This is a genomic window from Pseudomonas aeruginosa (genome assembly GCF_001457615.1).
Lineage (GTDB): Bacteria > Pseudomonadota > Gammaproteobacteria > Pseudomonadales > Pseudomonadaceae > Pseudomonas > Pseudomonas aeruginosa.
Window position 1 is genome coordinate 6,266,467 of sequence record NZ_LN831024.1, and the last position, 23,913, is coordinate 6,290,379.

Consider the following 23,913-nt stretch of genomic DNA (forward strand, 5'->3'; position numbering starts at 1 on the left):
ATCGGCCGCCCGCTTCAATGACTGACCGGCAACGCCGGCAGCCGTTCATTCAGGCCTGGTTGAGATACCAGCGCCAGTCCTGCTCGCCGACCTCGCCCATGAAGGCACGGTATTCGGCCTGCTTGATCGCCAGGTAGATCTTCAGGAAATCCTCGCCGAGCGCCTCGCGCGCCCAGGCCGAGCCCTCCAGCGCGCGCAGCGCGGTCAGCCAGTCGCTCGGCAACGCCTGGGTGGCTTGAGCGTAGCCGTTGCCGGTGATCGGCGCACCGGGGTCGAGTCGCTCGCGAATCCCCAGGCGCACCGCCGCGAGCAACGCCGCCGCCGCCAGGTAGGGATTGGCGTCGGCGCCGCAGATGCGGTGCTCGATGTGCCGGCTGGACGCCGGGCCGCCGGGAACCCGCAGCGACACGGTGCGGTTGTTGATTCCCCAGGTCGGCGCCAGCGGCGCGTAGCTGTTCGCCTGGAAGCGGCGGAACGAGTTGGCGTTCGGACAGAACAGCGCCAAAGACTCCAGCAGGCACGCCTTCATTCCACCGATGGCCTGGCGCAGCAGCGGGGTCCCGGCCGGGTCCTCGCTGGCGAACAGATTGTTGCCAGCGGCGTCGGCCAGGCTGACGTGCAGGTGCAGGCCGTTGCCGGATAGATCGGCGAACGGCTTGGCCATAAAGCAGGCCTGCAACCCATGGCGATTCGCCACACCCTTGACCAGGCGCTTGTAGCGCACGCCTTCGTCGATCGCCTGGAGCGCGTCGAAGCGGTGCTGCAGGGTAATCTCCACCTGCCCCGGCGCGTACTCCGAGATCGCCGTGCGCGCCGGCAGGCCCTGGGCCTCGCAGGCGGCATACAAGTCATCGAGGAATGGCTGCAACTGCTCCAGCTCGTAGACGCCATAGACCTGGGTCGCCCGCGGCCGCTGGCCATTCATCTGCAACGCCGGCAACGGCCGGCCGTCGCTGTCGCGTTCGCGGTCGAGCAGGTAGAACTCCAGTTCCACCGCCATCACCGGGTGGAAACCCTCCGCCTGCAGGCTGTGGATAACCCGCTGCAGCACATGCCGGGGATCGCCCGCCGCGGCCGGTAGCCCGAACTCGGGATGCATGCTGACCTGCACCTGTCCGGTCGGTGACTGCCGCCAGGGTTGCAGGGTCAGGCTGCCGGGCAGCGGGAAGGTCCAGCAATCGGCATCGCCGACGTCCCAGACCAGGCCGGTCTCCTCGACGTCATCGCCATTGATGGTCAGGCCGAGGATGGTGCTCGGCAGCGGCCGCCCGCTTTCGTAGACCGCCAGCAGCTCGTCGCGATGCAGCAGCTTGCCACGCGGCACGCCGTTGGCGTCGATCAGGAACAGCTCGATGCTGCGCACCTCGGGGTGTGCGGCGAGGAACTCGCGGGCTTCCCGCGGATCGGCGAAATGCATCTCAGGCCTCCCGCGCGCCGGGTATGGCGAGCAACTCGCCGAGCGCCTCGTCGAGGCTGGAGAGCAGGCGGTCGACGTCTTCTTCGCGAGTGTCCGGGCAACACAGGGTCATGTTGTGGAACGGCGTGATGAGGATGCCGCGGTTGATCAGATACAGGTGCAAGGCCATCTGCAGGCTGTCGTGGAACGCCGCCTCGGCGGCCGCGCCGTCGCGTGGGGGGTGCGGGCAGAACTGGAACTCGCTGCGCGCGCCGAGCTCGGTCACCGACCAGGCCAGGCCGTGCTTGTGGATAATCCTGCGGAAGCCCTCGGCCAGACGCGCCGCCAGGGGCAGCATGTGGGCGTAGGCGGCATCGGTCATCACCTCTTCCAGGTTGGCGCGCATACAGCGCATCGCCAGGGCGTTGGCCGACAGCGTGGTACCCATGCCGCTGTGGCCGTGGCCTTCGCTCTGCTCGCTGGCACGTGCCCTGGCCAGTTGCATGGCGCTGGCCATCGCCGCGCTGCAACCATACACCGAGCACGGTACGCCGCCGGCGATCGGCTTGCCGAGGGTGATGAAGTCCGGCTCGAGTTTCCAGGCGCGGGTACAGCCGCCTGGTCCGGTGGAGATGGTGTGGGTCTCGTCGATGATCAGCAGCGTGCCGTGACGACGGGTCAGCTCGCGCAGCTTCTGGTGGAAGCCGGGTTGCGGCAGGACCATACCGATGTTGGTCATCGCCGGCTCGCAGAGCACGGCGGCCACGTCTTCGCTGGCCAGCGCCCGCTCCAGGGCCTGGAGGTCGTTGAACGGCACCGCGCGGCTGAACTGGGTGAGGTCGTGGGCCTGGCCGAGCAGGCCGGAGCGATGCACGGTGCGGCTGTCGCGGCAGCGAACCAGGGTGTCGTCGACCGTGCCGTGGTAGCAACCGTCGAATACCAGCACCACCTTGCGACCGGTGATCGCACGCGCCCAGCGCAGGACGAAGCGGTTGGCGTCGGTGGCGGTGGTCGCTACCTGCCAGAACGGCAGGCCGAAGCGCTGCGCCAGCAGCTCGCCGGCGACGATGGCATCCTCCCCCGGAAGCATGGTGGTGAGGCCGTTCGCGCCCTGCTCGGCGAGTGCCCGGGCGATCGGCGCCGGAGAATGACCGAACATGCTGCCGGTGTCGCCCAGGCAGAAGTCCACGTAGACGTGGCCATCCACATCATGGAAACGCGCGCCGTGGGCACGCTCCACGAACAGCGGACAGGGTGTCGACCAATCGCTCATCCAGTGCATCGGCACGCCGTCGAACAACGCACGCCGGGCTCGCTCGGCGAGCGCGACGGACTGTGGATTTTGCGCAAGGAAACGTTGCTGCTCGCGGGCCATGAAGGTTTCCACGGCGGCTTCGGCGATGCCACTGGCGGTCATTTCGAACACCTCGTTTTTTATTTCGCACAACTTTCATTTGTGATCACAAAAAAGTCAATACAGTATTTGAAAGCACTGATAATCTGTTTTCCATGTCAATTTTGTGATCACAAAAATGAACGATTTTCCGAAGTGGACAGGCCAGGTCGCGCTCATCAGCGGCGCCGGCAGCGAACTCGGTATCGGTTTCGCCATTGCCCGGCGACTGGCCCGCGAAGGCGTGCGCCTGCTGATCACCGCCAGCAGCGAGCGGATTCGGCAACGAGCGGAGGAACTGAGCGCATGCGGTCACGACGTGCGCGCCGCGAGCGCCGACCTGACCGACGAAGCCCAGGTGCAGGGCCTGCTGGACTGGGCCGAAGCCCAGTGGGGACGGGTCGACATCCTGGTGAACAATGCCGGCATGGCCCAGTTGAACAGCGCGGAACCCTTCAGCGCAGTGGAAGCGACCTCGCTGCGGGATTGGCAACTGTCCCTCTCGCGCAACCTGACCAGCGCTTTCCTGCTCACCCGCGGCCTGCTGCCGGGCATGCGCGAGCGCGGCTACGGGCGGATCGTCAACGTCGCCTCCACCACCGGAACCCGCGGCAGCAACCCGGGCGAAGCCGCGTATAGCGCGGCCAAGGCCGGTCTGGTCGGCTGGAGCATGGGCCTGGCGCTGGAGGTGGCGAAGAGCGGCATCACGGTGAACAGCGTCGCGCCGGGCTGGATCGCCACCGCCTCGAGCACCGCCGAAGAACGCCAGGCCGCCCTGGCCAGCCCCAGCGGACGTGCCGGCCGGCCCGAAGAGGTGGCCGCCGCGGTGGCCTTCCTCGCCTCGCCCGAAGCCAGCTTCGTCAACGGCGAACTGCTGGTGGTGGATGGCGGCAACTGCCTGATCGAAAACAAACGGAGCTGAACATGCGCAACTGCAGCCTGACGCTTTCCCAGCTTCCGGCGCCACCGGCGACCCGGAGCTGACCATGGCCGAGAATCTCCAGGAACGACTCTACCAACGACTGCGGGAAGACTTGCTGGCCGGACGTTTCCAGCCCGGCGAGCGACTGAAGATCCGCGACCTGGCGAACCAGTGGGGCACCAGCCCGATGCCGGTTCGCGCCGCCCTGCAACGGCTGGTGGCGGAAGGGGCGCTGGAGGGCGAGGCACAACGCTCGCTCAGGGTGCCGCTAATGACCCGCGAGCGTTTCCTGCAGATCCTCCAGGTGCGCCTGTCCCTCGAAGGGCTGGCGGCCGAAAGCGCCAGCGGCCGGCTGGACGAGCAGGCACTGGAAGGACTCGAAGGTTGTCTGCGGCGAATGGAGGACGCCTTGCGCCGACGCGAGGTACAGGCCTACCTGGAAGCCAATAGCGAATTCCACCTGACGCTCTACCGCGCCTGCGGCAACCCGGTGCTGCTGCGTCTCATCGAGACGCTCTGGCTACAGGTCGGGCCGTTCTTCAACCGGCTGTTCACCGAGGCCGACCTCTCCCTACGTCTGAACGATTTCCACGAGGACGCCCTGGACGCGCTACGCCGCGGCGACGGCCCGGCCGCGCGCGCGGCGATCGAACAGGACCTGGCCTACTTCGGTCAGTACCTGCTGAACCTCCTGGAGCTGGAGGCCCGGCCACGAAAGCGACACCGTTCCGGCGAGCACGCCTGACGGGAGATAAGCGCCGCTACTGCGGGCGAATGGTGCGCACATTGTCCTTCTTGATCAGGATGGTGTCGCCATTCAGCTGTTCGAACTCGTAGTAGTCATTGTATTTGTCGTAATCCGACTGATCCTTGACCAGGACCTCGCTGCCATCTTGCAAAGTGACCACCGCCTGGTTGGCGCAACCCGCCAGGCTGGTCAGCAGCAATGCAGCGAACAGAGCTTTGAACTTCATAGAATCTCCACACGGGGCAGCGCACTTGCCTACATCCGGAGCGACAAGTGCGGAATTGCCCTTGTGACCGTCGCAATCGAGGGAAATTCCTTAGCGCAGCGGCGCTTTGTCGGAGACGAAGCGCCGACGGCGCCGCGCAGGGCCTCCAGGCAGCCTCGCGCGACGTCGGGAAGTCAGCGGCAAAGGCGCGTTGCAGAGCCTTTGCGGCGGTTCAGGCTCAGCTCTCCAGCCAGACGTCGCGAGCCCAGACCCACACCGAATCCCAGCTTTCATCGGTGAGGTCGCCATCGGCCCAGAGCACCACCTCGCCGTCCTCCGCCACGCAGTAGTAGCTGCCGTCGTCCTCGCAAAGCGGGATCAGCTCGCGCGGAACGCCCAGGTCCCAGGCAGTGGCCGCCACTTCGGGCAGATAGGTGTGCGAGTGCGGATCGGTCACGGTCACCGGCTCCAGGCGGCCGTAGACCACATCGCTGACCAGCAGGAGGAATTCGCGGAACTCGGCGGGAATGCCGATCAGCAGCTCTTCCTCGATTTCCACCAGCAGTTCTTCTTCCGGCAGTTCCAGGGGCACCGGAACCGGTTCGTTGAGTTCACGCAGTTTTTCGATGACGTCTTCCACGACAGGCTCTCTCGCAACGGGTGGCGCGCTTTTTATACAGTAGCCGCACCGAGCGCAAGACAAGTGTCGCGGCTGGCCTTCGGCCATGGCGCCGGACGAATGGTCGGTCAACCCGCCAACGGAGATGAAAAAACCCCCGTTCCCTGGCGGAAGCGGGGGGTTCGGCGGCCCCCGAAGGGACCGCAACCACTCGGGATCAGTTCTGCCGGATACCGGCCACCAGCCATGGCTGGTTCTCGCCCTGGGCGCGCTCCATCCGCCAGCTTTCGCTGAAGGCTTCGCCCTGGTCGAAGCGCGAGGTCTTCGACACACCGCTGAAGGTCAGGGTGGCGATGGTCTTGTCGGCCTGGTCGTCGACGCCGTCCAGTTGCACGACCAGGTTGTCGATGTAGGTGGACTGGTAGGCGTCGCCGATCTCGGCGCGCTCCTGCTTCAGCCATTGCAACATCTGCGGGGTGACGAACTCGGCGATCTTGTCCATCTCGTTGGCATCCCAATGCTGCTGCAGGGACATGAAGTGTTCGCGAGCGGCACCGACGAAGCGCTCCTCGTTGAACCAGCTCGGCGCGTTGATCACCGGGCTCGGCGCAGCGGCAGCAGCGGCGGCGCCACCGAAGATCGGCGCCTGGGCCGGCATTTCGCGCTGCATCGGCGCGTGCCCGGCCATCGCAGGCTGGCCCTGGTTCTGCTGGCGCCGGCGAGCGGCGATGAAGCGGAAGGCAATGAAGGCCACCAGGGCGATCAACAGGATGTCGAGCATCTGGATGCCCTCGAAGCCGTCGCCCATGAACATGGAAGCGAGCAGGCCGCCCGCGGCGATACCGGCCAGCGGGCCGAGCCAGCGCGAAGCACCGCTGGCGGCAGCGGCGGGACGAGCGGCGTTGGGGGCGGCAGCAGTGGCGTTCGGCGCAGTGGCCGGCTGCGCCTGGCGGGTCTGGTGGCTGGGTGCCGAGCCGAGGCTCTTGCCGCCGCCGAAGCGCTTGGCATTGGCATCCAGGCTGACGGTCAGCGCCAGGCAGAAGGCGAGGGCGATGCTGAGAACACGCTGCATTGTAGTCTTTCTCTCTTGGGGGAATCGACGCGCGCCATGTTGCGGCGGTACGGGCGACAGGACCAGCCGGATTTTGTTTCGGGCTATTGCTCCCCGGCCGCCGTTTTTTCGCCCGCCGCGTCTGGCTCGCGGGTCGGCGCCAGGGTACACCTTCGTTGCCGGGGACGACAGGCATGCACGCGGATCGGCGCGCGAAGATCCGCCCGGCGACCCGGGAAGCACAACGCAGAGCCTCGCCGAAACGTCTGTTACAGTTTTTTTCAGCCCACCGATCAAGCACTTGCGGATGCTAGTCTGCGGGTCTGCGAGGCCGCCCGGTCGCCGCGTCTGCCGACCCATTCCCCGAGCGAGGACCGCCGCCATGCATGCCGTCGATTTCATCCAGGACCTCGCCGTGATCATGCTGGTGGCGGGTGTGGTCACTATCCTCTTCCACCGCCTGCGCCAACCGGTGGTCCTCGGCTACATCGTCGCCGGCTTCATCATCGGCCCGCACACCCCGCCCTTCGGACTGATCCACGACGAAGACACGATCAAGACCCTGGCCGAACTCGGGGTGATCTTCCTGATGTTCTGCCTCGGCCTGGAGTTCAGCCTGCGCAAGCTCTTCCAGGTCGGCGCCACGGCGTTCATCGCGGCGTTCCTGGAAATCGTCCTGATGATCTGGATCGGCTTCGAGATCGGTCGCTTCTTCGAGTGGAGCACCATGGACTCGCTGTTCCTCGGCGCGATCCTGGCGATCTCCTCCACCACCATCATCGTCAAGGCGCTCGGCGACCTGAAGATGAAGAACGAGCGCTTCGCCCAACTGATCTTCGGCGTGCTGATCGTCGAGGACATCCTCGGCATCGGCATCATCGCCCTGCTGTCGGGAATCGCCGTGAGCGGTTCGGTGGAAACCGGCGAGGTGTTCTCCACGGTCGGCAAGCTCAGCCTGTTCATGATCGTCGCGCTGGTCGTCGGCATCCTCCTGGTGCCACGCCTGCTGGCCTACGTGGCGAAGTTCGAGAGCAACGAGATGCTGCTGGTCACCGTGCTCGGCCTGTGCTTCGGCTTCTGCCTGCTGGTGGTGAAGCTGGAATACAGCATGGTGCTCGGCGCCTTCCTGATCGGCGCGATCATGGCCGAGTCGCGCCAGTTGGTGCAGATCGAACGATTGATCGAGCCGGTCCGTGACATGTTCAGTGCGATCTTCTTCGTCGCCATCGGCCTGCTGATCGACCCGAAGATCCTCGTCGAGTACGCCTGGCCGATCGCCCTGATCACCGTCGCGGTGGTGCTCGGCAAGATGTTCTCCTGCGGCATGGGTGCGTTCATCGCCGGCAACGACGGACGCACTTCGCTGCGGGTCGGCATGGGCCTGTCGCAGATCGGCGAGTTCTCCTTCATCATCGCCGCCCTGGGCATGACTCTGAAAGTCACCAGCGACTTCCTCTACCCGGTGGCGGTAGCGGTCTCGGCCATCACCACCCTGCTCACCCCGTACCTGATCCGCGCCGCCGACCCGCTCTCGCAGCACCTGGCCAACGCCATGCCGCAGCGCATGGCGAGGATCTTCGGCCACTACGGCGACTGGCTGCGCAGCATCCAGCCGCAGGGCGACCGTGCGGTGCTGGCGGCGATGATCCGGCGCATCTTGCTGCAGGTCGGGGTGAACCTGGCGCTGGTGATCGCGATCTTCCTCGCCGGCGGTTATTTCGCCGATACGCTTTCCGCCTGGATGAGCCAGTGGGTCGCCTACGACGGGCTACACAAGGCATTGATCTGGGGCGGCGCGCTGCTGGTCTCGCTGGCCTTCCTGATCGCCGCGTACCGCAAGCTCAAGGCCCTGTCGATGCTGCTGGCCGAACTCGGGGTCAAGCCGGAGAAAGCCGGACGCCATACGGCGCGGGTACGTCGGGTGATCTCCGAGATCATCCCGCTGCTGTCGCTGGCCGGCATGATGGTGCTGCTGGCGGCGCTCAGCTCGAGCATCCTGCCGCCGGGCGAGTTGCTGGTCGTAGTGGTGCTGGTCGCCGGCCTGGTGATCGCAGTGCTCTGGCGCTGGCTGATCCGCGTGCATTCGCGGATGCAGATCGCGCTGATGGAAACCCTCGACCAGGAAAAGGGCAGCCACTGAGAGCCAAGCGATCCCGGCCTGCCGTCGAATCGGCGGATAACCACGCTGCGGTTATTCGCCCTCGCCTGCATCTGGTGTCGCTATCGGACCCTTTGCCCTGAAGGATCGGCGGATTTCCGCTTATCCACTCTCCCGGTCGGCGGACTCCCGCTCGGCCAAGACCACCCCGCTCCTCTTCCAACCCAGTCCCCACGCGGCTTTCCCGCGTTGGCACGGCACCTGCTATCGAGCCATCCAATACGTCGCCCTCGCGATGTGCCGGTGTGCTGCGCCCTGATCAGCACATCCAAGACAACAACGAAAAGAGGAAACACGATGGAAAGCGCCAACGCCATTTCCGCGTCTGCCCAGCCCCGCACCACTTCGCAACGCATCAAGTCGATCTTCAGCGGTTCCGTCGGCAACCTGGTCGAGTGGTACGACTGGTACGTCTACGCCGCCTTCTCGCTGTACTTCGCAAAGGCATTCTTCCCCCAGGGCGACATGACCGCCCAACTGCTGAACACCGCAGCTATCTTCGCTGTGGGCTTCCTGATGCGCCCGATCGGTGGCTGGCTGATGGGTATCTATGCCGACCGCAAGGGCCGCAAGGCGGCGTTGCTGGCCTCGGTGCTGCTGATGTGCTTTGGCTCGCTGATCATCGCCCTGACCCCCAGCTATGAAACCATCGGCGTCGCCGCGCCGATCCTGCTGGTGGTCGCGCGCCTGCTCCAGGGCCTGTCGGTCGGCGGCGAATACGGCACCTCCGCCACCTACCTGAGCGAGATGGCGAACAAGGAACAGCGCGGGTTCTTCTCCAGCTTCCAGTACGTGACCCTGATTTCCGGCCAGCTCATCGCCCTGGCGGTGCTGATCGTCCTGCAACAGACCCTGACCGTAGAACAACTGGAAAGCTGGGGCTGGCGCGTCCCCTTCTTCATCGGCGCGCTGTGTGCAGTGGTGGCGATGTTCCTGCGTCGCGGCATGGAAGAGACCGAGTCCTTCTCGAAGAAGAAGGAAGAGCCGAAGGAAAGCCTGCTGCGCACCCTGCTGCGCCACCCGAAGGAAGTGCTGACCGTGGTCGGCCTGACCATGGGCGGCACCCTGGCCTTCTACACCTACACCACCTACATGCAGAAGTACCTGGTGAACACGGTAGGCATGAGCAAGACCGATTCGACCATGATCTCGGCTGCCACCCTGTTCCTCTTCATGCTGCTGCAGCCCATCGTCGGCGCCCTCTCCGACAAGATCGGCCGGCGGCCGATCCTGATCGCCTTCGGCGTACTCGGCACCGTCTTCACCTACCCGATCCTCAGCACCCTGCACAGCGTCGACAGCTGGTGGGGAGCGTTCTTCCTGATCATGGCGGCGCTGGTGATCGTCAGCGGCTACACCTCGATCAATGCGGTGGTGAAGGCCGAACTGTTCCCCACCGAGATCCGCGCCCTGGGCGTCGGCCTGCCGTATGCCCTGACCGTGTCGATCTTCGGCGGCACCGCCGAATACGTTGCCTTGTGGTTCAAGAGCGTCGGCCTGGAGAGCGGCTTCTACTGGTACGTCACCGCCTGTATCGCCTGCTCGCTGCTGGTCTATGTGTTCATGAAGGACACCCAGAAGCACTCGAAGATCACGACCGATTGATTGAGCCTCGTGCTCATGGCCCCGACACACTCCGGGCCTTTTTATCCACAGGACGGCGACCTTCGGGTCGCCGTCCTGCTTTTTGGCGCGGCAACCGATTCCCCCACACCCGCCGACTGTTGGTCTACGGCACGGCATCCCGACCGGAGCCCTAGGGCGCGCAACGCCGGCGGCGTAATCATCCGGTGTCCCTGCGTTCCACGGCGGATAACCGCAAGCGGTTATTCGCCCTGCGGCTCGTCATTCCGGCGGGGCTGGAACCTTGGCGCGCAAACGCCGATCTCCTCGCGTTCCCACGGTGGAACAGCGCAAGGGGCCTGCCGTCCCCAGGCAGCGAAGCCCCGTCTGCGAGACCTACCGGGAATAAAAAAACCGCGCTCGAAGGCGCGGCTCTTTTCGTTGTCAGAGAACCGCCTCAGCGGCGCTTCTCGATCTTGAAGAAAAACATCTTGGTCGCCTGGCGGGCGACGATCTTGCCACCACTGACACGCGGCTCGAAACGCCACTTGGCCATGGCCTGGCGCACTTCGCGGTCGAACATGCGCGACGGCACCGACTCCAGCACCTGGATGTCGTCAATGCGGCCATCGCTGGTGATGGTGAACAGCACCTTCACCCGGCCTTCGATACCCCGGGCCTGGGCCATCCGGGGATAGACCGGAGGATCCATGCGCAACGGCTTGATGTCACTGTCGTTGAGGCTGCCGCTGGGCAGGCCGGCCGGACCTTGCGAGCCGCTGGGCGCGGTCTGCGCGCCGGGCGTGCTCTGCCCGACGGTAGGTGCGGGCGGCGGCGGGGCGGCGCTGGACGGGCTGGGCTGACTGGATGCCTCCGTGCTCGGCTCGGGTTCCGGCTTGGGTTTGGGTTCCGGCTTCGGCTTGGCCTTCGGAATGGCGTTTTCCACCGGTTTGGGCTTGGGTTTCGGCTTGGGCTTGGGTTTTTCCACCGGCTTCGGCTTCGGCGGCTCCGGCTTGGGTTCCTCGATCTTCGGCGGCGTCGGCTCCGGCGCGGCAGCCGGCGGCTGCGGGGTCGGCTCGGCCTTCTTCTCGAGCTGGACGAAATTCACCTGCATGGTCTTCGGCAGTTCGCCGTGGCCAAGGTTGAGTTCGGCCGGGGTCGGCATCACCCACACCAGCGCACCGATGATCGCCACATGCATCGCCACCGCCGCGCCGGAGGACAACCACCAGCGCGACTTGGGCGGCTCGCCGGGGACGTCTTCGGGATCGCTGCCATGGGCGTAGGGGATCAGCACTTCCTCGACCGCCACTTCCTCGTCGCGGCGCGCACCGGAGCAGTCCACCACGCGCAGGTTGGGTTCTCCGCGCTGGGCATTCACGCATGGCAGGGACTCGCTTTCGTCTCCCTGGGCGGGAGCGGTGGGGTGGTCTTCGGCGAGCGCGGCCAGCGAAAAACGGTCAGGCGACCGTGAAGGCTGTGGCGACATGAGGGCGACCTGCGGAGAAGTGAAAGGTAAGGAAGTAGAGTCTTCTGATAATTATTATCATTCAGTCGCGTCCTCAGGGCAACCTTGGCGGATCATTCCGCGACCATCCGACACGCCAGGAACGCCTCTTCGAGCGCCTCTTCATCCGCGCCTGCGGCGAGGATCAGTTCCAGCCGATTATCCCGCCGCCACGAGGATTTGCCCCAGTTATCCACAAACGGCGCGGCATTCGCTGCATACCAACCGTCCGCGCAATGCAGCACCGCCTTGGCCCGCCGCAGTCCGGACAGACGGTTCAGCCAGGCGTCCACTGCGGCCCGATCGAAACGCACCGACGGCGCCAGCCGCCAGCCGATGGCGAACTGGCCGTCCTGCTCGCGCACGGCGCGCAGCGGTCGCTCGGCGGGCAGCACCGTTCCCAACTGAGCAGGCGCCTCCGGCAGGGCCGCCCAGGTCGTCGCGCTACCTTCCCCGGCAACGCTGGTCGGCAGATCGCGCAATGCCAGGTGACCGCGCACGCTCCAGCGCAACGGCAGGACCGGCAGGCGCGCGCGCACAGCGCAGCGCTGCGTCGCGTCGAGCGTTTCGGATTTGTTCAGCAGCAACATGCCGGCCGCTTCCAGCGCCTGTTCCTGTGCCTCCGGCAGCGGTTGGCCGGAGGCCAGCGCGGCGGCATCCAGCACCACTACCAGGGGTTGCAGGGCCAGGACGCCGGACCAGGGAGGAGCCTGCAGCTGTTTCCACAGCGCCAGCGGATGTCCCAACCCGGAGGGTTCGATGAACAGCCGGTCCGGCCGTGCCCGACGCAACAAGCGACCGAGCCCCACCTGGAACGGCACGCCATTGACGCAGCAGAGGCACCCGCCCGCCACCTCGCCGATGGCCACGCCGTCGACGTCCGTGGCCAGCAGCGCGGCATCCAGGCCGATCTCGCCGAACTCGTTGACCAGCACCGCCCAGCGCTCGCCCGCCGGCTTCTGCGCCAGCAGCGAGCGGATCAGGCTGGTCTTGCCGGCCCCCAGGGGGCCGCCGATCAGGTGTGTGGGTATCTCTCGAAGCATCTGCGCAACCGGAATGTGAAAGCCTGTGGATCAATGCGGTCCTTGCCTGCGGGGAGCCAGGCCCCGTGCTAGAGTCGCGCCCGTCTGCAATGGAGTCCTCGCATGCGTCCGTTCCTGTTCTTCCTGTCCTGCCTGCCGGGCCTGGCCCTGGCCGAAGCCTGCATCGTCCATAGCCAGGCGAAGAATCTCGACGTGAAGGTCTGCCAGCAGAACCGCAGCATCCCGGCCAAGCTGTTCCACGAAGGCTTCTGCCAGCCACAACTGCAGGGCCAGAAGGTCGAGGTGACGTTCGCCGAGGAGTGTCCGACGGGCGCCTTCGGTGTCTGCCGCGACGCCAGGGTACCCAACGCGCCCTATCGGCAGGACATCTTCTACTACGGCATCGCGACCGACGCACGCTACCTGGAGCCGTTCTGCGCCAGCCAGAGCCAAGGTCGCTGGGAAGAGCCTAGCGCCGCGAAAAAGCCCTGAGCGCGTCATCAGCCTGTCACAGCGTCAGGGCTAAATGGGAGTCGGGTACCTCAGCACCCTTCGTCCCCATCCCCAAGGTAGGACGACTTTTTGGTGATAGGCCATCTGCGGATGGCCTTTTTTTATTCCTCGAAAGACACTTGTCCACAGGCTCAGGCAAGCCAGTCCAGGGTCAACAGCAGGCGCGCCAGCCCAGGCTCCGCTCGCGGCGAGCGATGCACCAGCCCGGCACCTTCGTTACCCTCCCAGCGTTCGCCCTTGAGCAGCGCCACGTCGCCCGTGGACAAGCTGTGGATAAGCTGTTCATCGACAACTTCAGCCTGCGCTCCGCCAAGAAGCCGACGGTCCAGGCCGGACTCGTCCAGCCATTCGCTGGCGGCGCCCTGGTAGGTGGTGACCAGCCGCAGCGGCACGTGGTCGACGTGGAAACGCGGGCACATCGGTTTATCCAGAACGCGCAGGCGCAGGCCGATACGCCGCGCCCCGGTCAGGCAGGAGAAGGCCTCGACCAGCCAGCCCAGGTCGTCGAGGAAATCGGTTTGTCCCGGCAGTTGCTGCGCGTCGAGCAGGCCGTCCAAGACGGGTAGCCGTTCCTCTTCCATCTCCAGCGTCTGGCTCAGCGCCAGTCCCGGCCGGTTGCGCACCAGGGCGGCGGCGAAGTCGCGCAGCGCCGGGCTCAACCGGCGTGTCCAGACCGCCAGGTTGACGCCCTCGCGAAGCACCTCGGCCAGCACCTGGGGGTCGTCATCGAACGCCTGGCACGGCAACGGTTTTTCCTGCGGCAGTGCGCTCATGCGGCGTGCCCCCAGTCCTCGAAGGGGTCGTCCAGGCCCTGCCAGCCGGGGATGCCCAGGTTCATCTCGGCGTCATCCAGCAGGCAGGCGTCCAGGGCTGCGCGCAGGGCCGCGAAGTCCAGGTTCTGACCGATGAAAACCAGCTCCTGGCGACAGTCGCCGACGCCTTCCTCCCAGTGCCGCATGATCGCCCGCAGGCCCTCTTCGTCCTGTGGCCACTGTCCGGTCGGCACGAAGCGCCACCAGCGGCCCGCCAGGCCGTAGCGCATCAGGCCGCCGGCCTGCGACCAGCTGCCGGCCTCGCGGGGCCGGCTGGCGAGCCAGAAGAAGCCCTTGGAGCGCAGCAGCCGCCCCTGCTTCAGCGGATTGTGCAGGAAGGCGTGGAAGCGCGCGGGGTGGAACGGCCGGCGCGCCCGGTAGGCCATGGAGGCGATGCCATATTCCTCGGTTTCCGGCAGGTGCTCGCCGCGCAGTTCCTTCAGCCAGCCCGGCGCGGACGCCGCGCGATCGAAATCGAAGCGACCGGTATCGAGGATCTTCGCCAGCGGCACCTGACCCATCACCATCGGCAGGATCTCCGCCTCGGCATTGAGCTGGCGCAGGATCGCCAGCAGTTCCTCGCGCTGCTCGCTGGAGATCAGGTCGATCTTGCTGACCAGGATCACGTCGGCGAATTCGACCTGGTCGATCAGCAGGTCGGTGATCGAGCGCTGATCCTCCTCACCGAGGGTTTCGCCACGACTGGCCAGGCTGGCGGCCTCCTGGTAGTCGCGGAGAAAATTCATCCCGTCGACCACCGTGACCATGGTATCCAGTCGCGCCACGTCGGACAGGCTGCGGTCCAGCTCGTCGCGGAAGGTGAAGGTCTCGGCCACCGGCATCGGTTCGGAAATCCCGGTGGACTCGATCAGCAGGTAGTCGAAGCGGCCTTCCCGGGCGAGACGGCCGACCTCTTCCAGCAGGTCTTCGCGCAGGGTGCAGCAGATACAGCCGTTGCTCATCTCCACCAGGCGTTCTTCAGCGCGGTTCAGGCTGACATCGCGCTGGACCTCGCTGCCATCGATATTGATTTCGCTCATATCGTTGACGATCACCGCAACCCGTCGGTTCTCGCGGTTCTTCAGCACATGGTTGAGCAGCGTGCTCTTGCCGGCGCCGAGAAAGCCGGACAGCACGGTGACAGGTAGGCGTTGGTTCACGGTTGGTAACCTCTTCAGTTGTGCCGCACGTGGCGTTCGCGCTTCTCCTGGCGCTCTTTCGCCTCGATGCAGAGGGTGGCGGTGGGACGCAACAGCAGGCGGCGCAGGCCGATCGGCTCGCCGGTTTCCTGGCACCAGCCGTAGTCGCCGCGGGCCAGGCGCTCCAGCGCTTCGTCGATCTTGTCGAGCAGCTTCTTCTCCCGCTCCAGCAGGCGAAGTTGCCATTGCCGCTGTTCCTCGCGGGAAGCCAGGTCGGCCTCGTCGCTGGGGCGTTCGAGATCGCGCAGCTCGCCGAATTCGCCTTCGATGCGCGCCTGAAGTTCCTGGCGCTGACGCAGCAGCAGGTCGCGGAAGAAGTCCTGCTGGGCTTCGTCCATGTAGGCAGCGTCGGGCTGGGCAAGCAGTTCCTGTTCGGTCATGGGCTGAACCTGGGAAATTTAAAACGTTATACTATAACAATTAACACCACAATCGATGGCCCGCCAATCGCCTTCCGGCTACCCTGGGCCCACGTCATCCCGGGATCCACCGATGCGCCGCGTCCTCCGCCTTTACTGCCTGGCCCTCCTGCTGCTCGCTCCGGCGGCACAGGCGCAGGGCTTTCTTCCCGGCACCCGCCCGGCGGAATGCGCTTACCTGCGCACCGTTCTGGCCTGCATGGATCGGCTGGGCAACCACTACAGCGTCGCCACCGGCGGCAACGACACCTGGCTGCGCGGCTACGACGCGGCGAGCGGACGACGCTGGGCCCAGACCAATACGCGCTACGGGCGCCTGACCTTCTTCAGCGGCATCGCCAGCGATGGGGAAATCTGGGTCGGCCTCAGCCGCAACATCGGCTGGACCAGCATCAGCCGCCTGAGCAGTTCATCGGGCCAGCGCCAACGCCTGACCTGCGGGCGGGTCAGCGGCTGCAGCGAAGGCCCTAGCCGGGAGGCTGCGCGCTGAGCGCCGCCAGGTAGCTGCCGGCGGGAGGGCGTTGCCGGAAGTAGCCCTGCACGCCAGCGAAGATCGCCTCGGCCAGGCGCTGGCGATGGCGTTCGTCCATCAACCGGCGACAATCGCCGCGATTCGAGATGAAGCCGGTCTCCACCAGGATCGAAGGGATGTCCGGCGACTTGAGCACGGCGAAGCCGGCCTGCTCGACACGCTTCTGGTGCAGCGCGGTGACGTCCGACAACTGGCCGAGAACGCTGTGGCCGAGGTCCAGGCTGCTGGCGATGGTCGAACTCAGGGCCATGTCGAGGATCACCCCGGCGAGTACCTTGTCGCGGCCCTGTAGCGGCAGGTTGCCGCTGTTGCCGATCAGGTCGGCGCCGTTCTCGCGCTCGGCCATCCAGCGCGACATGGTCGAGCTGGCGCCATGCTCGGAGAGGGCATATACCGACGCGCCGGAGGCGGTCAGTCGCGGCGCCGCGTCGGCGTGCACCGAAACGAACATGTCGGCGTTGTAGCGCCGGGCCACTTCCGGCCGCTTGCGCAGCGGGACGAACACATCGCCGTTGCGCACCAGGCGCGCCTTGAAGCCTTTCTCACGGTCGATCCGCCGCGCCAGCAGGCGGGCGATGGCCAGCGCCACGTCCTTTTCGCGCTCGCCCTTGCTACCGACCGCGCCGGGGTCCTTGCCGCCATGGCCGGCATCGACCACCACGAGGATGTCGCGGCCCGTCGAGGGTAGCGGGCGGGCCAGCGCCAGCATTGGCTCGGGGGGCGCCGCCAGCGCCTGTGGATATAGGTCCAGGACCAGGCGATGGCCCTTTCCCGCCTGCGGTTCCAGGGCGAAGCTGCGCGGCCTGACCGCTTGGCGCAGATCGAGGACGATGCGCGTCCCGCCGCCACCCAGTTGGCCACTGCGTATGGCGCGCACGGGGCCGTCCAGCGGTAGCTCGGAGAGCGTTGCGAGCAATTGCGCGTCGGGCAGGTCGAGGATCAACCGCTCGGGGGCCTGCAGGGAAAAGGTTCGATAACGCGGCGGGCCGTCCAGTTCCAGCACCAGGCGCCAGCTTTCCGAGGAATTCCAGGCCCGGGCCTGGCGGATTCGTACATTGGCGCTGGCGGCCAGGAACGGCTGGAGGGCCAGGCCGGCGAGCAGGCTTTGCAGGAGACGACGGCGCTTCATCGACGAAATACCCGATTGCAAGGGTCGGCATTAGCTAATACGTTATATTATAACATTCAAACCATTTCCAGGCCTTGCCTGCCCTTCTTCGAGTTCTCCATGAATGCCTTGACGCTTCCCGATATCGCCCGCCAGACCACCACCGCCGATCTTCCCCTGGACTGGGTCGGCATGCAGGGCATCGCCCTTCCCGTGCAGATCGGCGGGCAGAGGGTCGCCGCCGAAGCCGATGCCGGTGTCAGCCTGGACGACCCGCAGGCCCGCGGCATCCATATGTCGCGCCTCTACCTGGCGCTGGCCGAACTGGAACAGGGCGAGCTGGACCTTTCCTGCCTGCGCGCCGTCCTGCAACGCTTCCTCGCCAGCCACGCCGGCCTGTCGCGTCGCGCCTACCTGCGCCTACGCCTCGCGCCGCTGCTGCGGCGTCCGGCGCTGGTCAGCCCGCTGAGCGGCTGGAAACGTTATCCACTGGTGCTGGACACGCGCCTGGAAGGCGATGACTTCCAGGCCGAAGTCCATCTCGAGCTGACCTACTCCTCAACCTGCCCCTGTTCGGCGGCACTGGCCCGGCAATTGATCCAGGAGCGCTTCGACCAGGACTTCGCCGGACAGCCGCTCGATCATGCCAGCGTGCTTGCGTGGCTCGGCAGCAGCGCCGGCATCGTCGCCACCCCGCACAGCCAGCGCAGCAGCGCGCACCTGCGCATCGGCCTGGCGGAAGACTGCATCGGACTGCCCCTGGAAGAGCTGGCGGATCTCGGCGAAAGCGCCCTCGGCACCGCGGTGCAGACTGCGGTGAAACGCGCCGACGAGCAGGCCTTCGCCCTCGCCAACGGGCAGAACCTGATGTTCTGCGAGGACGCGGTGCGCCGGCTGCACCGCGCCCTGCAGGGCTATCCACAGGCGAGCCGGTTCTCCATACGGGTCGTCCATGCGGAAAGCCTGCATGCCCATGACGCCGTCGCCGAAAGCCATTGGCAGCGAGGTGCAGCATGATCCGCAAGAATCCCTCCGGCGACCTGCCGGTGATCGACGAATCGGCCTATGTGGACAAGACCGCGATCATCTGCGGCAAGGTGATCATCCAGGCCAACGTCTTCGTCGGTCCCTACGCAGTGATCCGTGCCGACGAAGTCGACGCCGACGGCGGCATGCAACCGATCGTGATCGGCGCCAACTCGAACATCCAGGACGGCGTGGTGATCCATTCCAAGTCGGGTGCCGCGGTGACCATCGGCGAGCACAGCTCCATCGCCCACCGCTCCATCGTCCACGGTCCTTGCGAAGTCGGCGACCGGGTCTTCATCGGCTTCAACAGCGTGCTGTTCAACTGCCGGGTCGGCGATGGCTGCGTGGTCCGCCACAACGCGGTGGTCGACGGCTGCGACCTGCCAGCGGGTTTCTACGTACCGTCCACCGAGCGCATCGGTCCGCGCACCGACCTGGCGAGCATGCCGCGGGTCAGCGTTTCCGCCAGCGAGTTCTCGGAAGACGTGGCGCGCACCAACGTCGACCTGGTACGCGGCTACAAGTCGCTGCAGAACGAGTTCTGAACATGCAAAGCCTGCTGATCCGCAATGCCCGGATGGTCAACGAGGGGCAGGTACGCGAAGGCGATCTGCTGGTCCGCCACGGTCGCATCGAACGCATCGCCGGCTGCCTGGAAAACTGCGGCGCCAGCCGGGAGATCGATGCCGCCGGACGCTACCTGCTGCCGGGAATGATCGACGACCAGGTGCACTTCCGCGAGCCGGGTTATCCACAGAAGGGCTCGATCGCCAGCGAATCCCGCGCCGCCGTGGCGGGCGGCATCACCAGTTTCATGGACATGCCCAATACCCGCCCGGCGACGCTGAGCCTCGAAGCGCTGGCGGAAAAGAAGCGCCTCGCCGCCGCCCATAGCGTGGCCAACTTCGGTTTCCACTTCGGCGTCAGCCGCGACAACCTCGACACCGTGGCCGCCCTCGATCCACGCGAGGTCGCCGCGGTGAAGGTGTTCATGGGCGCCTCCACCGGCGACATGCTGGTGGACGACCTGCCGACCCTGGAGCGCCTGTTCGCCAGCGTTCCGACCCTGCTGCTGAGCCATTGCGAAGACACGCCGCGGATCGAAGCCAACCTGGCGCGCTGGCGACAACGCTTCGGTGAACGTATTCCGGCAGCCGCCCACCCGCGCATTCGCGACGCCGAGGCTTGCTACCGTTCCACCGCCCTGGCGGTGGAACTGGCGCAACGACATGGCACGCTGCTGCATGTCCTGCACTTATCCACAGCGCGTGAACTGGCCCTGTTCGAGGACAAGCCGCTGTGCCAGAAACGCATCACCGCGGAAGTCTGCGTCCACCATCTGCTGTTCGACGACAGCGACTACGCCCGCCTCGGCCATCTGCTCAAGTGCAACCCGGCGATCAAGAGCCGCGAGGACCGCGACGCCCTGCGCAGGGCGCTGGCCGGCAACCGCCTGGACGTGATCGGCACCGACCACGCGCCGCACGCCTGGGCCGAGAAGCAGCAGGCTTATCCACAGGCGCCGGCCGGCCTGCCACTGGTCCAGCATGCGTTGCCGGCACTCCTGGAGCTGGTCCGCGAAGGCTGGCTGTCGCTTGCCACCCTGGTGGCGAAGACCAGCCACCGGGTCGCCGAACTGTTCGCCATCGCCGATCGCGGTTTCCTCCGCGAAGGTTACTGGGCCGACCTGGTGCTGGTCAGCGAACTGGAGCACCCGGCGCTGGCCAGCGCCATGCCGCTGCTGTCGCGCTGCAACTGGACGCCGTTCCGCCACCGGGCATTCCACCATCGGATCGATACCACCATCGTCTCCGGGCAACTCGCCTGGCACGCGGGACGCCTGTCCGACGATTGCCAGGGACTGCCCCTGCGGTTTTCCCGCTGAAGTCTTGTCCACAGCCTGCTGTGGATATCCGTTAGCCCACGGCCCTAGCGCAGGGCTTTCACCGCCGCGCCAAGGAAGGCATAGGTCTCCTCCTCGCGATCGTCCATCTCCGGCTTCGGCCAGGCGCTCCAGACCACCGCCACGATCTTCTCCTTGCGGTTGATGTAGAGGTACTGGCCGAAGATGCCCTGGGCTTCGAAGGCCCCGCCGTCATGCTCGGGCAGGGCCTTGGCGCCCACCGGGAAGGTCCACCACTGGTAGCCGTAGCCGAGCGCGTATTCGCCATCGTAGAGCTTGCCCGGGGCCAGGTGGGAAGTAGCCTCGACGCGACTGGCACGATCGACCCAACCTTCGGGGAGGATACGTTCGCCATCGATCACCCCGTCCTCGAGGACGAACTGGCCGAAGCGGCCATAGTCGCGCAGGGTCGCGCTCAAGCCGCTGCTGCCGATCTCTTGCCCGGCCGGCGATTCCAGTTGCCAGAAGCCGTCGCTCTCCATGCCCATTCGCGCCCAGATCCGCTCGGACAGGTAGTCGCTCACCGGAATGCGGGTCGCCGCGTGCAGCAGCTCGCTCTGCAGGTGCGACTCGCCGGTGCTGTAGGTGAAGTGGGTACCGCTCGGGTACTGCCGCGGCAGGCTCGCCAGCAGCCGCAGGATGCCACCGGGACGTTCGGCGAGCTGGGCGTCGAACATCTGCCGGCGGTCGGACTTCGGATCGCGATAGGTCTCGTTCCAGCGGACCCCGGAACTCATCTGCAGGACCTGCTCCACCGTCACCCCCTGGTAGGCGGAGCCGGCCAGGCTCGGCAGGTACTTGTCCACAGGCTGGTCGAGAGCCAGCAGGCCCTGCTGCACGGCGGCGCCCACCAGGGTCGAGGAGATCGACTTGACCACCGAGAACGAGGTCCAGCGCGTGCGTTCGTCGTTGCCCAGGCCGTAGCGCTCCAGGGCGACCTTGCCATCCTTGAGGACCAGCACCCCGCCAACGCGGTTGCGCCGCATGAAATCGTCGACGCCGTATTCCTCGCCGCCGATCCGGTAGCGCGGCGCGATGGCCACACCCGCCGGCAGCGGACGGACCTTGGTCCCCTTGTGGATAACCCGGGTCGGATAGACCTTGTCCATGTTCCGGTAGGTGTCCGGCTGGTATTCCGGGATCAGTTCATAGAGATCGGCGGCACGGCCGATCCGCGGGTTTTCCACAGCCGCGTCGGCGCCGGCCGAGCCGCTTGCCGAGACGAACAGTGCCAGCAGGGCCGGCCGGAAGACTGATATACAGCTACGCATGGACGTTTTCCTTATGACCGGAAGCAGCTCCGGCTTCGTCGTTTTTATGGATGTGGACTGGCGTCTCAGGGTTATCCACAGGACGTTCAGTCGCTCGGGTCCCGTATCGGACACGCCCAGAGTTCGACCGCCGGGCGCTCACGGTCCGGCGGACCGATCCAGCGCGCCAGCGCATCGCAGCGCCCCTGACGGCAGATCCGGTAGTCGCCGGCCTCCGGTGTGCGCCCCAGCCGCAACGGTTGCAACGGCGGCACCCCACGGTGGTAATGCCAGGCGCCGTCACGCAGCACGGCGCCCTCGGGAATCTCCATCCCCGCCCCGCTGCCCCGCACCCGGGCCTCTTCCAGCAGCAGGCCGCGCTCACTCAGGCGATAGTCTTCTTCCCAGAGCACCTTCTCGACCGTGTGTTGCCAGGCCAGGGTGAACGACTGCAGCGGCAGCGTCGCCCAGACGCTGCCGGCCATGCCCAGACACAGCGCGATCACGCCACCGCCTCGCGCGCACGCTGGCGCCAGAGGTGCCAGCCGATCACCAGCGCGCCGAGGACGAAGCCCAGCTCGTCGCTGATCGGCAAGGCCAGGACCAGGCTGGCCCCGGCGGCGAACGCCACCAGGCGCTCCCACCAGGCCAGCGGCCCCTGCAGGTAGCCGATGGAAGCCATGCCCCACAGGCCGATGGCCAGCACCGCCTTGCAGGTGACATAGAGCGTCGCCCCCCAACCGCCTTCCTGCAGCATCAGCGCCGGGGAATACACCGCCATGAACGGCACCACGAAACCCGCCAGGGCGATGCGCACCGCCCAGAAGCTGATTTTCAATCCCCTTTCCTTGGCGATCGGCGCGGCCGCGAAACAGGCCAGCGCCACCGGAGGGGTGAGGTCGGCGAGGATGCCGAAGTAGAAGACGAACATGTGCGAGACGATCAGCGGCACCCCCAGTTCCAGCAGCGCCGGCGCGGCGATGGAGCTGGTGATGATGTAGTTGGGGATGGTCGGGATGCCCATTCCCAGGACCAGGCAGGTGACCATGGTCAGGACCAGCGACAGCAGCAGGTTCTCCCGTCCCAGGTCGAGCACGTAGCTGGCGAAGGTGGTGGCGATGCCGGTCAGCGAAATCACCCCGATGATGACTCCCACCAGGGTGCAGGCGATGCCCACCGGGATCGCATGTCGCGCACCTTCGGCGAGGGCGCGGACGCAGATGCGCAGGGTTTCCCGGCCGCCACGGACGAACCAGCAGGCCAGGGCCAGGGCCGCGATCACGACGAAGATCACCCCGATGCCGAGGCGGAAGAACCCCGCGCAGAGCAGCCCCAGCGCCACCCAGAAGGCGATGCGCAGGCCGAGCGAGGACACCCGCAGGATGATCGCCGAACCGAGGATGACGATGGCGGTCAGCGCCAGGCCGATGGTTCCGGAGAACAGCGGCGTGCGCCCGGAGAACAGCAGCGCGATCAGCACCAGCAACGGAATCAGCAGGAACCAGCGCTCGCGGACGGCACCCCAGGCGCTCGGACACTGATCGCGCGGCAGGCCCTTTAGATCGGCCCGGCGGGCCTCGAGGTGGACCATCCAGTACACCGAGCCGAAATACAGCAGGGCCGGGATCAGCGCCGCCTTGGCGATCTCCACGTAGGGGACGTTGATGGTCTCGGCCATAATGAACGCCACCGCCCCCATCACCGGCGGCATCAGTTGGCTGCCCATGCTCGCGGTCGCCTCGACGCCGCCGGCGAACGCCGGCTTGTAGCCGAAACGCTTCATCAGCGGGATGGTGAACTGTCCGGTGGTGACCACGTTGGCCACGCCGGAGCCGGTGATGGTGCCCATCAGCGCCGAGGAGAATACCGAGACCTTGGCCGGCCCGCCGACCCGGTGACCGAACAGGCCCATGGCGAAATCGGTGAACAGGCGGATCATGCCGGCCTGCTCGAGGAAGGCGCCGAACAGGATGAACAGATAGATGTAGGTGGCCGATACGTAGGTCGGCGTGCCGTAGAGACCTTCGGTACCGAACGACAGCTGGTTGACGATCTGGTCGAAGCCGTAGCCGCGGTGGGCCAGGTCGCCCGGCAGGTGTTCGCCGAACAGGCCATAGGCAAGAAACAGCGCGCAGATGATCGGCAAGGCGATGCCCATCACCCGTCGCGCCGCCTCGAAGACCAGGACGATCAGCACCACGCCGACGACCATGTCGGCCTGGGTCAGCTCTCCGGAGCGCTGGATCAGGTCGCCCTCGAAAACCCACTGGTAGACCGCCGTGCCCAGGCCGGCCATGCCCAGCAACCAGGCCAGCGGCTGCCAGGGGCGACCTATGCCGAAGGCGGGATAGCTGATGTACACCACCAGCAACAGCAGTCCGACGTGCATTGCCCGCAGGACCTGGGTGGAAATCAGGGGAAAGGCCGCGGTGACGACCTGGAACACGGAAAAGGCCAGGGCCACGGCGAACAACGCGCGCGGCCAGTTTTCCGCCTCAAGATGCAGCCCGTTCTGATGATCGCTCATGCATCGACTCCCTACAGCCGGAAACGCGGGGAACCCG

23 protein-coding genes are annotated in these 23,913 nt (G+C 66.3%); 9 read left to right on the plus strand and 14 right to left on the minus strand.

All coding sequences use genetic code 11. The annotated features are described in order from the left end of the window. Nucleotides 1-49 precede the first annotated feature (49 nt). Together AT700_RS28745 and AT700_RS28750 are read right to left on the minus strand one after the other, a co-directional pair. On the minus strand, nucleotides 50-1,417 hold the full coding sequence (locus tag AT700_RS28745; protein WP_023116438.1) for a glutamine synthetase family protein: 1,368 nt from the start codon (nucleotides 1,415-1,417) through the stop codon (nucleotides 50-52). Nucleotide 1,418: 1 nt separating this feature from the next. Then, nucleotides 1,419-2,813, minus strand: coding sequence for an aspartate aminotransferase family protein (locus AT700_RS28750; protein ID WP_034041578.1), 1,395 nt, complete (start codon nucleotides 2,811-2,813; stop codon nucleotides 1,419-1,421). A gap of 115 nt (nucleotides 2,814-2,928) precedes the next feature. Between AT700_RS28750 and AT700_RS28755 the strand changes: the two genes are divergently transcribed. Together AT700_RS28755 and AT700_RS28760 are read left to right on the plus strand one after the other, a co-directional pair. Continuing rightward, entirely contained in the window at nucleotides 2,929-3,711 is a 783-nt protein-coding gene (locus tag AT700_RS28755) for an SDR family NAD(P)-dependent oxidoreductase (RefSeq protein WP_023098272.1), read from the plus strand. 64 nt (nucleotides 3,712-3,775) lie between these two features. Beyond that, on the plus strand, nucleotides 3,776-4,456 hold the full coding sequence (locus tag AT700_RS28760) for a GntR family transcriptional regulator (protein ID WP_003097059.1): 681 nt from the start codon (nucleotides 3,776-3,778) through the stop codon (nucleotides 4,454-4,456). A 16-nt stretch (nucleotides 4,457-4,472) separates the two neighbouring features. Here AT700_RS28760 and AT700_RS28765 read toward each other — a convergent pair whose 3' ends face one another. The 3 genes from AT700_RS28765 to AT700_RS28775 form a co-directional block, all read right to left on the minus strand. Beyond that, the gene (locus AT700_RS28765; RefSeq protein ID WP_003097061.1) at nucleotides 4,473-4,685 is read right to left on the minus strand and encodes a YgdI/YgdR family lipoprotein; all 213 of its coding nucleotides are present in this window, start codon (nucleotides 4,683-4,685) and stop codon (nucleotides 4,473-4,475) included. Nucleotides 4,686-4,902: 217 nt separating this feature from the next. Then, nucleotides 4,903-5,304, minus strand: a complete 402-nt coding sequence (locus AT700_RS28770) for an SMI1/KNR4 family protein (RefSeq protein ID WP_003099687.1) — start codon at nucleotides 5,302-5,304, stop codon at nucleotides 4,903-4,905. A gap of 196 nt (nucleotides 5,305-5,500) precedes the next feature. Further along, nucleotides 5,501-6,355 carry a Tim44 domain-containing protein gene (locus AT700_RS28775; protein ID WP_003099685.1) on the minus strand — a complete coding sequence of 285 codons (855 nt, stop codon included), beginning with the start codon at nucleotides 6,353-6,355 and terminating at the stop codon, nucleotides 5,501-5,503. A gap of 361 nt (nucleotides 6,356-6,716) precedes the next feature. Here AT700_RS28775 and AT700_RS28780 point away from each other — a divergent pair, with 361 nt between their 5' ends. Then, the gene (locus AT700_RS28780) at nucleotides 6,717-8,474 is read left to right on the plus strand and encodes a cation:proton antiporter (RefSeq protein ID WP_003099684.1); all 1,758 of its coding nucleotides are present in this window, start codon (nucleotides 6,717-6,719) and stop codon (nucleotides 8,472-8,474) included. A 315-nt stretch (nucleotides 8,475-8,789) separates the two neighbouring features. After that, on the plus strand, nucleotides 8,790-10,097 hold the full coding sequence (locus AT700_RS28785) for an MFS transporter (RefSeq protein WP_003097074.1): 1,308 nt from the start codon (nucleotides 8,790-8,792) through the stop codon (nucleotides 10,095-10,097). A gap of 415 nt (nucleotides 10,098-10,512) precedes the next feature. On the opposite strand, the gene tonB1 is transcribed toward AT700_RS28785, so the two are convergent. Beyond that, nucleotides 10,513-11,544 carry an energy transducer TonB1 gene (tonB1, locus tag AT700_RS28790; protein WP_003121399.1) on the minus strand — a complete coding sequence of 344 codons (1,032 nt, stop codon included), beginning with the start codon at nucleotides 11,542-11,544 and terminating at the stop codon, nucleotides 10,513-10,515. A 92-nt stretch (nucleotides 11,545-11,636) separates the two neighbouring features. Then, nucleotides 11,637-12,605 carry a CobW family GTP-binding protein gene (locus AT700_RS28795; RefSeq protein ID WP_003099680.1) on the minus strand — a complete coding sequence of 323 codons (969 nt, stop codon included), beginning with the start codon at nucleotides 12,603-12,605 and terminating at the stop codon, nucleotides 11,637-11,639. A 102-nt stretch (nucleotides 12,606-12,707) separates the two neighbouring features. Here AT700_RS28795 and AT700_RS28800 point away from each other — a divergent pair, with 102 nt between their 5' ends. After that, complete coding sequence (locus tag AT700_RS28800) at nucleotides 12,708-13,076, plus strand: hypothetical protein (protein ID WP_003121401.1); 369 nt, start codon at nucleotides 12,708-12,710, stop codon at nucleotides 13,074-13,076. 152 nt (nucleotides 13,077-13,228) lie between these two features. Here AT700_RS28800 and AT700_RS28805 read toward each other — a convergent pair whose 3' ends face one another. From AT700_RS28805 to dksA, 3 genes are read right to left on the minus strand one after another with little or no spacing between them, the layout of a single operon-like run. Next, nucleotides 13,229-13,870 carry a DUF1826 domain-containing protein gene (locus AT700_RS28805; protein ID WP_003099676.1) on the minus strand — a complete coding sequence of 214 codons (642 nt, stop codon included), beginning with the start codon at nucleotides 13,868-13,870 and terminating at the stop codon, nucleotides 13,229-13,231. Next, nucleotides 13,867-15,069: a zinc metallochaperone GTPase ZigA gene (gene zigA / locus AT700_RS28810; RefSeq protein WP_003099674.1), complete on the minus strand. Its 1,203-nt coding sequence runs from the start codon at nucleotides 15,067-15,069 to the stop codon at nucleotides 13,867-13,869. The genes AT700_RS28805 and zigA overlap by 4 nt, the downstream gene beginning before the upstream one ends. 14 nt (nucleotides 15,070-15,083) lie before the next feature. Then, nucleotides 15,084-15,488 carry an RNA polymerase-binding protein DksA gene (gene dksA / locus AT700_RS28815; protein WP_003097086.1) on the minus strand — a complete coding sequence of 135 codons (405 nt, stop codon included), beginning with the start codon at nucleotides 15,486-15,488 and terminating at the stop codon, nucleotides 15,084-15,086. 112 nt (nucleotides 15,489-15,600) lie between these two features. Here dksA and AT700_RS28820 point away from each other — a divergent pair, with 112 nt between their 5' ends. Further along, a complete protein-coding gene (locus AT700_RS28820) occupies nucleotides 15,601-16,017 on the plus strand; it encodes a hypothetical protein (RefSeq protein WP_003099671.1) in 417 nt (138 codons plus the stop codon). Here the strand turns inward: AT700_RS28820 and AT700_RS28825 are convergent. Then, nucleotides 15,995-17,188, minus strand: a complete 1,194-nt coding sequence (locus AT700_RS28825; protein ID WP_003099668.1) for an N-acetylmuramoyl-L-alanine amidase — start codon at nucleotides 17,186-17,188, stop codon at nucleotides 15,995-15,997. The genes AT700_RS28820 and AT700_RS28825 overlap by 23 nt on opposite strands. A 99-nt stretch (nucleotides 17,189-17,287) precedes the next feature. On the opposite strand from AT700_RS28825, the gene folE2 reads away from it, so the two are divergent. Genes folE2 through AT700_RS28840 form a run of 3 tightly spaced genes read left to right on the plus strand, consistent with a single transcriptional unit; the run spans nucleotide 17,288 to nucleotide 20,081 of the window. Continuing rightward, a complete protein-coding gene (gene folE2, locus AT700_RS28830; RefSeq protein WP_015649889.1) occupies nucleotides 17,288-18,184 on the plus strand; it encodes a GTP cyclohydrolase FolE2 in 897 nt (298 codons plus the stop codon). Continuing rightward, a complete protein-coding gene (locus AT700_RS28835) occupies nucleotides 18,181-18,741 on the plus strand; it encodes a hypothetical protein (protein ID WP_003099663.1) in 561 nt (186 codons plus the stop codon). The genes folE2 and AT700_RS28835 overlap by 4 nt, the downstream gene beginning before the upstream one ends. Nucleotides 18,742-18,743: 2 nt before the next feature. After that, nucleotides 18,744-20,081 (plus strand): dihydroorotase, encoded by a 1,338-nt coding sequence (locus AT700_RS28840; RefSeq protein WP_003099660.1) that lies wholly within the window; start codon nucleotides 18,744-18,746, stop codon nucleotides 20,079-20,081. A gap of 44 nt (nucleotides 20,082-20,125) precedes the next feature. On the opposite strand, the gene AT700_RS28845 is transcribed toward AT700_RS28840, so the two are convergent. From AT700_RS28845 to AT700_RS28855, 3 genes are all read right to left on the minus strand, one after another. Then, nucleotides 20,126-21,370 carry a serine hydrolase domain-containing protein gene (locus AT700_RS28845; RefSeq protein ID WP_003458380.1) on the minus strand — a complete coding sequence of 415 codons (1,245 nt, stop codon included), beginning with the start codon at nucleotides 21,368-21,370 and terminating at the stop codon, nucleotides 20,126-20,128. A gap of 86 nt (nucleotides 21,371-21,456) precedes the next feature. Next, a complete protein-coding gene (locus AT700_RS28850; protein ID WP_003458383.1) occupies nucleotides 21,457-21,855 on the minus strand; it encodes a DUF1850 domain-containing protein in 399 nt (132 codons plus the stop codon). Further along, nucleotides 21,852-23,876 (minus strand): TRAP transporter permease, encoded by a 2,025-nt coding sequence (locus AT700_RS28855; protein ID WP_003099653.1) that lies wholly within the window; start codon nucleotides 23,874-23,876, stop codon nucleotides 21,852-21,854. Before AT700_RS28855 ends, AT700_RS28850 begins: the two co-directional genes overlap by 4 nt. Nucleotides 23,877-23,913: the final 37 nt, after the last annotated feature.